The 12302-nt window shown below is 74.9% G+C and carries 9 protein-coding genes; 1 reads left to right on the top strand and 8 read right to left on the bottom strand.

The features are described from left to right. Window positions 1–26 precede the first annotated feature (26 nt). The 8 genes from APR03_RS01010 to APR03_RS00975 all read right to left on the bottom strand — a co-directional run bounded on the left by APR03_RS01010 (window position 27) and on the right by APR03_RS00975 (window position 10322). Window positions 27–1145, bottom strand: coding sequence for a PP2C family protein-serine/threonine phosphatase (locus APR03_RS01010; protein WP_253831895.1), 1119 nt, complete (start codon window positions 1143–1145; stop codon window positions 27–29). 109 nt (window positions 1146–1254) lie between these two features. Next, window positions 1255–3546, bottom strand: a complete 2292-nt coding sequence (locus APR03_RS01005) for a serine/threonine-protein kinase (protein ID WP_253831893.1) — start codon at window positions 3544–3546, stop codon at window positions 1255–1257. Further along, window positions 3543–4646, bottom strand: a complete 1104-nt coding sequence (locus APR03_RS01000) for a hypothetical protein (RefSeq protein WP_253831891.1) — start codon at window positions 4644–4646, stop codon at window positions 3543–3545. Before APR03_RS01000 ends, APR03_RS01005 begins: the two co-directional genes overlap by 4 nt. Further along, window positions 4643–5710, bottom strand: coding sequence for a glutamate ABC transporter substrate-binding protein (locus APR03_RS00995; protein ID WP_253831889.1), 1068 nt, complete (start codon window positions 5708–5710; stop codon window positions 4643–4645). The genes APR03_RS01000 and APR03_RS00995 overlap by 4 nt, the downstream gene beginning before the upstream one ends. Then, window positions 5707–7026, bottom strand: coding sequence for a GlnX family signal transduction membrane protein (locus tag APR03_RS00990; protein WP_253831887.1), 1320 nt, complete (start codon window positions 7024–7026; stop codon window positions 5707–5709). The genes APR03_RS00995 and APR03_RS00990 overlap by 4 nt, the downstream gene beginning before the upstream one ends. Continuing rightward, entirely contained in the window at window positions 7023–8450 is a 1428-nt protein-coding gene (locus tag APR03_RS00985; RefSeq protein ID WP_253831885.1) for an AAA family ATPase, read from the bottom strand. Before APR03_RS00985 ends, APR03_RS00990 begins: the two co-directional genes overlap by 4 nt. A gap of 76 nt (window positions 8451–8526) precedes the next feature. Further along, window positions 8527–9084 (bottom strand): hypothetical protein, encoded by a 558-nt coding sequence (locus APR03_RS00980; protein WP_253831883.1) that lies wholly within the window; start codon window positions 9082–9084, stop codon window positions 8527–8529. A gap of 20 nt (window positions 9085–9104) precedes the next feature. Then, the gene (locus APR03_RS00975; RefSeq protein WP_253831881.1) at window positions 9105–10322 is read right to left on the bottom strand and encodes a toxic anion resistance protein; all 1218 of its coding nucleotides are present in this window, start codon (window positions 10320–10322) and stop codon (window positions 9105–9107) included. Between the two features lie 285 nt (window positions 10323–10607). Here APR03_RS00975 and APR03_RS00970 point away from each other — a divergent pair, with 285 nt between their 5' ends. Beyond that, window positions 10608–12272 (top strand): ABC transporter substrate-binding protein, encoded by a 1665-nt coding sequence (locus APR03_RS00970; RefSeq protein WP_253831878.1) that lies wholly within the window; start codon window positions 10608–10610, stop codon window positions 12270–12272. Window positions 12273–12302 lie beyond the last annotated feature (30 nt).

Genomic DNA, 12302 nt, shown 5'->3' with positions numbered 1-12302 from the left:
GGTGGCTCCTCTCGGGTAACGGCAGGCTATCGCTGCCCGGTGACAGTGGGGGAGACGCGGGCGAGCGCCGCGGTGATGTTGTCGCGTCCGCCCTGGGCGTTGGCCCAGCGCACGAGCGCGGCGGCGGTGGAGTGCGGGTCGTCGGAGGTGGCGTACCGGCGCACCAGCTCGCCCATGGACTCCGCGTCCGAGCAGTAGTTCCAGAGCCCGTCGGAGCAGACCAGCAGCCAGCCCGGCCCCGACGGGACGGTCGCGGCGCAGCGCGCGTCGGTGTCGGGGGCGTCCGGCCCGAGCCACCGGGTGATGGCGTGCGCCTGCGGCGACGTCTCGGCCTGGGCGCGCGGCACGCCGGCCGCGATCATCTCCTGCGCCCACGAGTCGTCGACGCTGAGCTGTTCCGCCGGCCCCGCGTCCGGCAGCCAGTACACGCGCGAGTCGCCGAGCCATCCGGCCACGATCAGGTCACCGTCCACCACGGCGGCCACGAAGGTGCACGACGGCGGGTCGTCCGTCACGTCCTTGCCCTTGGTGGCCGCGAGCTGTTCCGCGGCGCCCCGCACGGCCTGGCCCGCGGCCCGCGAGGCCGCGACCATGGCGTCGGTCCAGCCGGTCACGCGGCGGCTCGTGGCGCCCTGCACCGTGCTCGACCCCTGGGGCCCGTAGGCCACGAGCACGTCCCGCGCGGCGCGGCTCGCCGCGAGCGAGGCGACGTCGGAGTCGGGGGCGCTGGAGACGCCGTCGCACACCACCAGGGCCGCGAACGAGCCGCCGGCGGCCAGCGCCATCGCGTCCTCGTTGCGCGCGTGCCGCACGCCGCGGTCGCAGACTCCCGCCACCCAGGCCGCCGGACGCTCCTCGAAGTGGTCGCGCTCGGACTGGCCGGGGGTGCCGCAGTCGGCGCAGTAGCCGTCCGGGGCGATCACGCCGCCGCACGCGGCGCACGCCCGCTGGTTCGAGGCGTCGCCGGTGGCCGGGTCGGGGTCCACCACGGTGGGCGCCAGCTCGAGGGTCACCTCCGAGGGAGCACCCGCGTCCGGGCCGGGAGCACCCAGGGACGTGCCGCAGTTCTCGCAGAACCGCGCGCCTGGCGCCGCGTGCTCCCCGCAGCGGGGGCAGCGGACGTCGCTGCTGTCTTCGGCACTCATGTCGGGGTAGTTCTCCTTGCCTTCGTCAGGGCTCGCGCCCCGCGGCTCGTTCTCGGTGGGTCACCGGCGCCGCCCGGTGGACCGTGTCGTGCGCCCGCCCGGCGCGCGGTCAGCGCAACGTCCACCGCCGTACGGAGTTTGCCCGGTCGACGAGCGCGACGCGCTCCGAGCGGTCCTCGGTGAGGCGGGCGAGGTCGCGCAGCGCGAGCTCGAGGCGGTCCCGCAGCGCGGGCTCCGTGGCCTCGGCGCCCGCGACGCGCACGGCGGGGTCGGGCCCCTCGCGCGTGACCAGGCCGAGCGCCCCGGCGAGGGCGTCGACCGTGACCTCGGCGCGGGGCCGGTCCGGCACGTGCGCGGCCTCCAGCCCGGCGACGGCGTCCGACAGGTCGAGGAGGCTGCGCCGCGCGGACACGAGCAGCCGGGCCCGCCGCAGCCGGGCGTCCGGGTAGGACCCGCGCGTGGGGCCGACGAGGTCGAGCGCGCCGAGGGCGCCGTCCAGCGCCCCGGCCCCGGCCCGGACCCGGGCGAGGCCGAACGCCGCGGCGCCCGTGTAGTTGGCGTCGGCCCGTGCGATCGTCGTGTAGAGCTGCTCGGCGACGCCCGGCTCGCCCGACAGCTCGCAGACCGTGGCGAGCGCGAGCTTGGGCGCCGGCTCACCGGGCACCTGCCCGTAGACGGCGTTGAACGACGCACGGGCGGACGCCGGGTCGTTCGACGCGAGGTGCCCCAGGCCCTCCAGCCAGGCCGCGCGCCACTCCCACGGGTCCTCCTTGAGGATCTCGGCGACGAGCGCCCGCAGGCGTCCGCCGTCGCCGGCCTCGATGGCGGCACGCGCGAAGGCGAGCCGCACCTCGACCGTGGCCTCGGGGGCGCCGCTCAGGGCGACCATGCGCTCGACGGGGTCGGCCACGTTCACGCCGGCCAGCCAGGACGCCATCGGGTCGCTCGAGTCGACCTTGAGCAGCGGGAGCTCGTCCCAGGTGAGCGGCCGCTCGGCGCCGTCGAGCGGCGGCACGCCGAACAGCAGGGACTCGGCCGACGTCGTGGCCGTGTGCGCCGGACCCTTGTCGGTGGCCACCACCTCGCGCAGCACGCCGAGGAGCTGCACGCGGGCCTCGTCGACCGTCGCGAACCGGTCGGCCGGCGCCGGGGCGCACGCCTTGGCCAGCCAGCGGTAGAACGAGTCGTACCGCTGGAAGACGGGCGTCTCGGCGACCGGCGGGAACGAGGCCTGGTAGACCGTCGTGTTGCCGCGGAAGTCCAGCACCAGCGAGGCGAGCGTGCGGCCGAGCGTGAAGATGTCCGACGCGACGGACGGCCCGATCTCCGGCACCTCGGGCGCCTGGTAGCCGACCGTGCCGTAGATCGCGGACGTCATGTCGTCCGCGCGGCGCACGCCGCCCATGTCGATCAGCTTGACGCCGTCGCCCTGCGCGATGATGTTGTCCGGCTTGAAGTCGCAGTACAGCAGGTCGTGGTCGTGCAGGTAGCTGAACGCGGGCAGCACCTCGAGGATGTACGCGATGGCCTGGTCCACGGGCAGCGGACGGGCCTGCCCGCCGCCCTGGTCGCGGCGCTCCTTGAGCACGTCCTTGAGCGACTTGCCGCCCACGAACTCCATGACGGTGTAGCCCAGCCCGTCGTGCAGCACGAAGTTGAAGATCTCGACGATGAGCGGGTGCTCCACCTCGGCGAGGTACTGGCGCTCCGCGACGGCCGCCTCGTAGGCCTCCTTGTCGCCCGAGTTCAGCAGGCCCTTGAGCACCACCCAGCGACCGCTGACGTTGCGGTCGCGCGCCAGGTAGATCCAGCCGAGGCCGCCGTGGGCCAGGCAGCCCACCACCTCGTACTGGCCGCCCACCAGGTCGCCGGCGGTGAGCGCGGGCGCGAAGTCGTACCGCGCACCGCAGTGCCCGCAGAAGCCGGCGATGCGGCCGGGCACGCCCTCGCGCGCCCGCCCCACCGGCTGCCCGCACGTGGGGCAGAACCGCTTGTTCTCGGCGAGCTCCGGCGTGGCCATCACGGCCTGCAGCGGGTCGGCGACCGGTGTGTGCGGCACGGTGGTCAGGCCCGCACCCAGCCGGTGGCCCCGCAGGCGCGTCGACCCCGTACCGACCCGCCGGGTCTGGTACGAACCGGGCGCCATGCGGGCCGAGCCCAGCGCCGTGGACGCGAGCCGGGACGAGCTGGTGCGCCCCGTGGCGGGCTGCTGCATCTCCGCCGTGCCGCTGCCCGGGGCACTCGCGGCGGCCCCTGTGCCCGTCCCCGTACCCCAGGAGGCGGCGACGGCGGCGAGCGCGCCTCCCGTCGGGTTGCCGCCCGCGGGCGCGCCGCACACGTCGCAGTAGCCGTCCTGGATCGTGCCGGGGCAGCCCGGCTCCGCGCAGGCCTGTGTGGTCATCGGTGTCCCTCCGGGAGATCGCGCACGAGCGTCTCGAGCTGCTCGGTGAAGTGCCGGGCCAGGGTCAGGTCGCAGGGGGTGGCGTCCAGCGCCTCGCGCGCCTCGTCCTCGCCCGCCTTCACGGTGGACGACGCCGCCCGCCCGTTGCCCTGGGCCTTCGTCATGAGGTTCTTGACGCGGTAGCGCAGCTCGGCGCGCTCCCGCAGGGGTGCGGTGTAGGCGTCCTCGGCGCGCTCCATGGCCCGCTCGACGGCACCCAGCCGCGTGACGTACGTCGCCAGCCGGTCCGGCTCCCGCGGCACGTCGCCGAGCCGGGTCACGTCGGGGACGGCGAGCCGCGGCGGGTCCGCGATCTCCCGCCGGCAGCGGTCGGCGACCTGCTGGATCACGGGCGCCCGGTCGGCCAGCGCGGCGCGCAGCGCGACGGCGCGCTCCCGGTCCCGGGCCAGCGACCGGCTCCGCGCCGTGGCCACGATGAGGTCGCGCTCGGTGCGCGCCACCTCGTTCTCCAGCGCGCCGAGCGGACCGGTGACGTCAGCACCCCGGGCCGCGTCGGCCTTGAGCCGGGCCAGCCGGTCACGGAGCCGGGCGACGGCGTCGTCGTCCTCGGTGGTGGCCGTCGCGCGCGCCGCGTCCTCCGCCCGGACGACGCCGGCGGCCAGCGCCCGGAACCGGGCCGTGACGTCCGCGGCGTGCGGGTCGAACGACAGCCGGGCGGCGAGCTGGTCCGCCTGGGCGTCGCACAGACGCGCGGCGTCGACCAGCGAGAGCAGCGACGTGGCGGGGTCGCCGCCGAGGCGGCCCCAGACCAGCTGCGACATGCGCTCGCGAGCCACGGCGTCGGCCCTGCCGGAGTCCCACACCTCGACCAGCTCGTCCGCCCGCGTGCGCACCGCCTGCCAGAGGGTGAGCGCCAGGACGACGTCGGCCGTGACGCCGTCCGCCCCGGACTGCCGGGCCGCGGTGTCGAGCCGGTCCAGGTCGGCCCGGCGCGCGTCGAGCCACGCCTGCAGGTCGGTCAGGTAGGTCAGGAGCGCGGCCGGCTCGGCGGCCACGCCCAGGGCGCCGGGCGGCGCCGGCGCGCGCCGCGTCCGGCTCACGGCGTCCGTCCGTAGACCGGCCGCGGTGCCGCCGGGGCGGGGCCCAGCGCGTCGCCCAGCCAGCGCTCGTAGGACGCCGCCCACTGCCCGCTCGAGATCATCCGCTCCAGCACGCCGTTGACGAACGGCACCATGTCGGGCCGGTCCGCCGGGATGCCGACGCCGTACGGCTCGTCGCTCACCGCGTCACCGACCACCCGGGCGTACGGGTCCTGCGCGGCGAACCCGGCCAGGACGGTGTCGTCGCCCGTGATCGCGTCGACCTCGCCCTGCTGGAACAGCACGAGGCACGTGGTGTGCGTGGCCGCGGGCACCGCCTCGACGCCCTCCCAGGCCTGGAGCCGCTCGAGCGTCGTGGTGCCGTCCGGTGCGCACACGCGCTGGCCCTCGAGGTCGTCGATGCCCGTGACCTGCGACGTCGACGGCACCAGGAGCTTCTGGCCCGCGTGGTAGTACTCGGCGGAGAACGCGATGTTCTCCCAGCGCTCGCAGTTGATGGTGAAGGCGCGCACCACGATGTCGACCTCGTGGTCGGCCAGCACGGTCTCCCGGTCGCCCGAGGTGATGACGCGGTACTCGATCTTGTCGGGGTCGCCCAGGATCGCCGCGGCGACCTGGCGCGCCACGTCGATGTCGAAGCCCTCGATCTCACCCGTGAACGGGTCGCGGGACCCCATGAGCAGGGTGTCCGACGAGACGCCGACCTTGAGCACGCCGCGCTCCCGGACGGCCGCCATGGTGGAGCCGGGCGTGACCCGGGGGCTGCCGCCGGGCCTCGTCGACGCGACGGCGGGCAGGCCGTCGGCGCACTCCGCGGGCGCGGTCGCCGTGCCGGACGCCGGGGCCTGGGCCTCGGGCGCCGCGCCCTCGACCGAGTCCTGGGCCGAGTTCTGGGCCGACTCCTGTGCTGACTCCCGTGCTGACCCCTGGGTGGCCGAACCGACGCCGGCCGCTCCCGTGAGCAGGTGCGTCGTCGGCTCGGGCGCGCAGGCCGCCACCGTGCCGGCGAGGGTCAGCGCCACCAGCGCCGTGACGAGCGGTCTGCGGGCTGCGCGGGTTCTCATCGGTACTCCTTCAGACGGACGTTCATCCCGGCGGCCGCGGCGACGGCGCCCGCGACCCCGAGCACGAGGGCGACCCAGGCCGCGATGCGCGCGGTGGTCGCGGCCGAGCCGAGCCGGTCCACGGCGTCCTCGCTCGTGGCCTCGACGTCGGCGTGGGCGGCGTCCGAGAACGCGGCGAACGCGGCACCGGCGGAGTCGTCGGTCGTGGCGGTGGCCGCCGCGACGGCCTCCTCCCAGCGGCTGCTGTCGTCCAGCTCACGGATCGCGCCGTGCGCCGCGTCGTACTCCTCCAGGAGGGTCAGCGGGTCGGAGCCGGCGCCGTCGGCCGCCTCGGCGGTGGTCAGCAGCTCCGTGGCCTGGTCCATCGACGCCTGGTAGGACTCCTCGAACTCGGCTCCGGAGCCCCGCTTGATCAGCGTGAAGGACTCCATCGACTTGGCGTCGGTGGCCAGCGACAGGGCCTGCGACGTCGCGACCGTCGCGGCGTACGGGCCGCTCGCCACGGACCGCGCCACGCCGTTGCCGCCCACCACCGCCGCGGTGGCCACCAGGCCGCCCACCAGCAGGGCGACGCTCGCCGCCGCGAGGCCTGTGTTCAGCACGCGGTGCGTGCGGCGCGCCAGCCAGAGCTGGACGGCGGCCAGCGCCACGAGCGCCAGCAGCACGAGCAGGAGCAGCAGCTGGGACAGCGAGACCGTGCCCATGTCGGCGTCGACCCGCTCGGACGTCGAGACGGCGACCCGGTCGAGGGTGGGCAGCACCTCGTCGCGCAGCGCGGCCGACGCCTGGTCGAGGTAGGCGGCGCCGACGGGGAAGCCCTGCCGGTTGTTCGCGCGGGCGGACTCGACGAGGCCCGCGTACCGCTGCACCGAGTCGGCCACCGTGGCCAGGTCGTCGGCCTCGCCGTCCCCGCGCGCGGTCGCGGCCAGCGCCGGGACGGCCTCCGCCGCCTCCGAGAGGCTCGTCTCGTAGCGCTCCCGCGCCTCGGTGGGCTCCAGCCCGCCGACGAGGAACGCGTTGGTGGCGGTCGCGTCGGCCGACACGAGGTCGTTGCGCAGCTCCTGCGTGCCGACGAGCTGCGCGGCGTCGCGCTGCGCGTCCTGCAGGGCCGCGGCCTGACCGTTCCCGGCGAGGAAGCCCGTCACGGCGAGCAGCAGGCAGGCCGCCACGGCGACCACGGTGGCCAGCGCGAGGCGGCCCGGAGTCGTCGCGAGGCCGGCCGAGAACCGTGAGGCGGGCGCCGGGGTCGTCCCGGCGGCGGGGGCCGCGGTCGTCGGCGCGCCCACGGTGGTCGGCGTGGTCGTCGGCGTGCTCATGGGGTGGCCTCGCCGTCTGTCCCGATGTCCACGACATCCTCCAGGTCTTCCGGGACCAGCGTGCGCAGCTGGTCCAGCGTCGGTCGTTCAACGTCTCGCAGGCGCCAGGCGTGCCGGGCGATCGCGGAGTCCAGCACGTTGCGGGCCCAGCGGCCGTTGCCGAAGCCCTCACCGCGGGCCTGCCCGGCCGCGAGCCGGTCGAACCGCTCCAGGGTGGCCTCCTGCGGCTCGAAGTCGGCGGAGCGGGCCATGCTCTCGAAGATCCGCCGCAGCTCCGCCGCCGAGTAGTCCTCGAAGGTGATGGTGCGGGCGAACCGGCTCTCCAGCCCCGGGTTGGTGCCCACGAACCGGGCCATGGGCCCGGGGTAGCCGGCCACGATCACGACGAGGTCGTCGCGGTGGTCCTCCATGTCCTTGACCAGGGTGTCGACCGCCTCACGGCCGTACTGGTCCTCGGCGAGCGCGTAGGCCTCGTCGATGAAGAGCACGCCGCCCAGGGCCCGCTGCACCACGGCGGTCGTCTTCTCCGCCGTCTGCCCCAGGTAGCCCGCGACCAGCTCCGACCGGTCCACCTCGACCAGGTGCCCCTTCTCCAGCAGGCCCAGCGCGCGGTAGATCCCGGCCACGAGCCGGCCCACCGTCGTCTTGCCGGTGCCGGGGTTGCCCACGAACACCAGGTGCCGGGTCAGCGTGGGGGCGCTCAGGCCCGCCTCCTGGCGCAGGCGCTCGATGCGCAGCAGCTCGGTCTGGTGGCGGATCTCGTTCTTGACGCTCGCCAGGCCCGTGAGCGCGTCGAGCTCGTCGAGGAGCTCGGCGAGGGACTTCTCCTGGGGGGCGGGCTCGGGGGCGGGCTCGGGCACCGGGGGCCGTGCGGGCGGGTCGGCGGTCAGGCCGGTCTGCGGCGGGTCGGCCGGGCCGGAACGCCGCACATCGTCCGGGACGGCCGGGCGGGGCGCGGGGGCCCGGTCGAGGCCCCGGGCCGCACCGCGGTGGACGGCCTTGGTCCCCTCGGCCGCGGCGATCGCGCTGATGCTCGGGTCGCCGAGGGCCGCGGCGGCGTCGACGACGGCGGCCAGCGCCTCCGCGTACGCCGGGCCGTGCGGTGACCCGGCCGCGACCAGGGCGGCGAGCAGGTCGGTCGGCGCGGACCGCCAGCGCCGGGCGCTCACGGCGGCGTCGAAGAAGGGTTGCAGGCCGCCGGGTGCGGCCGGACGGGCGTCGTCGGGCCGCTCCGGTGTGTCGTGTGCGGCGGTCGACGGGGTGGTGCCCGCGAGCCAGTCCGCGGGTGCGCCGGGGGACGACTCGGCCACGGCCGCGGCGAGCCGTTCGCCCTCGGTGCGCGCGGCCGTGGCGTCCAGCCCCGCGGCGGCGCCGGCGCCCGCGAGTGCGTCGAGGGCGGCGGCGAGCGCGGTCGCCGCCGTCATGCGGCGACCGCCGGGCGTACCGGGGTCGCCGCCGCGGGCGCTCCAGTGAGCGGGGCGCGCTCCGGGGGCCGGGAGCTCACGGTGCCTCCAGCGGGGCCGGCCCCGGCGTCGGGCCGCCGGACGACGGGCCCGGCAGGGCGAGGCCCGACGACGTGCCGAACTTCTCCTCGAGGAAGCGGCCGTGCGCCACGAGGGCCACGGCGTCGGCGCGCGAGACGGCGTCCGAGATCTTGTCGAGCGTGGCACCGAGCAGGTCGAGCTGGTCGCACAGGATCATGAGCGACGTCTTGCCCCGGTCGACGACGCGCCGGTCGGCGAAGTCGCGGGGCAGGCGCAGGTACGCGTCGACGGCCTCCGGCAGGTAGCTCGTGGCCGTGGCGACCACGGTGTGCGCCTGCTGGGAGCCGGCGCCGAGCCGGTCCAGGCGGGGCGCCATCTCGTGCACCGTCTCGGCCACCCGCTGCACCCGGGCCGTCACGGCGGCGGGCGCCCGGCCGGTCGCGCGCGCCATGACGGCGTCGACGGACGTGACGATCTGCTCGGTCGTGGGCGGCGCGGGGATCGCGGCGGGCTGCTCCGTGCCGGACCGCTCGCCGGACCGTCCCCCGCCGAGGAGCCGTCGCCACCAGCTCATGCCTGCCTCCGGACCCGCCGTCACGGGGTGCTGAGGTCGAGAGAACCGCTCGCCACGCCGTCGGTGTCGGTGCGCCGGGCCCGCTCCACGTACTCGGCGGCCTTGGTCGTCTCGGTCTGCAGCACGCCGATGGTCTGCGACATCGAGTCGAGCGCCCGGGTCTTGAAGTCGCTGATGGAGTCCATCGTGGCGTAGATGTTCGCGAACGCGGCCTGGAGCTGCTCGATGCCGACGGTCGAGCTCGCGGCCTGCTCCTGGATGGTCGCGGACTGGTCGGCGAGCATCTTGGAGGTCGAGGCGATCATGTTCGACGTCGTGGTGTTGAGGGCGCCGATCTGGTCCAGCACGAGCTTCTGGTTGGCGAGGGCCTGGGCCACGATGACGGCGGTGCGCAGCGCCGAGACCGTCGTCGTGGTGGCACGGTCGACGCCCTTGGTGAGCTCGATGTTGTTCTTGATGATGATGTCGATCGCGAGGTAGCCCTGGATCGACACGGCGAGCTGGGTGAGCAGGTCCTGGTGCTTCTGGCGCACGTAGAACAGCACGTCCTCGGACAGGGCCTTCGCGCGCTCGGGCTCCGCGACCTGCAGCTCGGCGATCTTCGCGGAGAGCTGCGCATCGAGGCGCTCGGCCACGTAGATGTACTGGTTCAGCCGCGTCATCGTGTCCCAGAGGTTCTGCTTCTCCAGGTTCAGCGCGGCGTTGTCCTTGCGGAGCTCGTCCTGGCCGTTGTAGAGGGCCTGGATGATGGCGTTGAGCTGGCCCTGGGCGGACTCGTAGCGGCGGAAGTAGTCCTGCAGCCTGTCGCCGAACGGGATGAGCCCGAGGATCTTGCGGCCCACGCTCGCCTCGGACGGGTCCAGGTCCTCGACGGTGCGGCGCAGCTCGAGCAGCGTCTGGCCTACCTTGGAGCCGTCGGCGAGCCCGCCCTCCTTGAGCGCGCGCACCGGGGTGGCCAGCAGGCGGTTGCTGGAGTCGGCGGCCTGGCGGATGTCCTGGTCGCCCATGGTGCGCACGTCGTCCGCACGCCGGGCGAACTCGGGGCTCTTCGTGTCGGTGGCCAGCAGGCCGTCGAGGTACGTGGCGACCTTGCGGTCGAGCGCGGGGGCGACGGCGGGGTCGACCTTGGGCGCCATCGCGGGCGCCTGCGTCGTGGCGACGGGCTGCACGGGGTCGGGCGCGGTGAGCACGAGCGGCTCGGCTGGTGCTGGGGGTTGAAGCGGCGTCGGCTCGGTCATCGGTGCTCCTTGCGATAGGGCGTCCGAACGCCGCGAGTATATGCCGGGGGCGCCCGCGTACGTGCGGAAACAGGCTGGTCGGCCCCCTGTGAACGCGAGGGCGCGGGGCCGAGTTCCCGGCGTCCGCGGACGGGGCGCCGCACGGTGCCCTGCGGAGGCCGCGTCGACCCGGTGTGGCGCGCCTCACCTGGGCTCCCGACCCGGAATACGACCGCCGGGACCCGGGGTTTGGCAGCATGAACACCAGTCGTTCGGACTACCTCCAGACAGGATGTGCTCGAAGCCATGCCCTCGCGCCGGTTCACCCGCCCGCGTGCCGCCGCCGTCGTCGTCGCGGCCGCCGCACTCCTTCTCGCCGCCTGCACGTCCGGCGGCACGTCACCCGGACAGGAGTCGGCCGAACCGGTGGCCGGTGGCACCCTGACCTACGCCTCCGGTGACGCGGAGCCGTCCTGCCTCGACCCGCACGTGGGCGGCAACTACCCGCAGGCGCTCATCGCCACCCAGTACCTCGAGTCGCTGGTCTCGCTCGACGAGGACGGCGAGGTCGTGCCCTGGCTCGCCACCGAGTGGAGCGAGAGCGACGACGGCATGGCGTGGGAGTTCCGGCTGCGCGACGACGTCACGTTCACCGACGGCACGCCGTTCGACGCCGAGGCCGTCGCCGCGAACATCGCCCACGTGCAGGACCCGGCCACGGCGTCGTCGACCGGCTACCTCGCGCTGGCCAAGATCCAGGAGGTCGTGGCCGTCGAGGACCACCTCGTGCGCCTCGAGCTGAGCGCTCCCGACAGCGCGCTGCTGGAGTCGCTGTCCCAGGTGTGGGTCGCGATGGAGTCGCCGAAGGCCCTGGAGCGCAGCCAGGAGGAGAACTGCGCGGCGCCGGTCGGCACCGGGCCGTTCGTCGTCGACCGGTGGGACCGCCAGGAGTCGGTGACGCTCGTGCGCAACGACGGGTACACCTCCCCGCCCGCCGACGTCGAGGTGCCCGAGGGCGCGACCCTGCCCTACCTCGACGGCATCGTGTGGCGGTTCATCCCCGACTCCGCGAGCCGCTACGCCGCGCTGCAGTCCGGCGAGGTCCAGGTCATCGACAACGCCCAGCCCGACACCATCGTCTCGGCGGGCGACGACCAGGCGATCGTCGAGCTCGACGCCCCGCGCCCCGGCGCGTCCAACCGCATCGAGCTCAACTCGGGCAAGGCCCCCTTCGACGACGAGCGCGTGCGCGAGGCCTTCATCCGGTCCGTCGACGTCGAGGCCGGCATCGAGAGCCTGTTCTTCGGCACCGCGGAGCGGTCCTACTCGCCGCTGTCCAGCGTCGAGCCGCTCGGTCTGAGCGAGCCCGACCTGTTCACCGTCGACACCGACGCCGCCGCCCGGCTCCTCGACGAGGCCGGCTGGACCGAGCGCGACGACGAGGGGTACCGCGTCAAGGCCGGCGAACGCCTCACCCTCGACTTCCCCGTGAGCACCAACCAGTCGATCCCGGCCGAGCAGTCGCTGTTCGAGCAGGTCCAGGCGGACGCGAAGACGGCGGGCTTCGAGGTGCGCCTGCACCCGCTGGACCTGTCGAGCTGGTACGGCGCCCTCGCCGAGAACGACTACGACCTGGTCAGCGCCCCGTACACGAAGGTGGGGCCGGACGTGCTGCGGATCCTGTACCACTCCGACTCGATCACCCCGGCGCCCAGCGGCTACTTCGCCAACCTCGCGCAGGTGGACGACCCCGAGCTGGACGACCTGCTGACCCGCGCCGCCGCCACCAGCCGGGACGACGAGCGCGCCAGCCTGTACGAGCAGGCGCAGCGGATCATCCTCGACGGCTCCTACATCCTGCCGCTGTACGACCAGCAGAACCACTTCCTCCACTCGTCGTCGGTGCACGGCCTGCGCGCCATGCCGACCGTGTCGACGCCGACGTTCGCCGGGGCCTGGCTGGCGTCTTGACCCTTCCCGTCCCCACCACCGGGGCCCGCA

This window comes from Promicromonospora thailandica (assembly GCF_024171955.1).
Lineage (GTDB): Bacteria > Actinomycetota > Actinomycetes > Actinomycetales > Cellulomonadaceae > Promicromonospora > Promicromonospora thailandica.
Note: the sequence above shows the minus strand (reverse complement) of the source record. Positions and strands in the feature narration are given on the sequence as shown.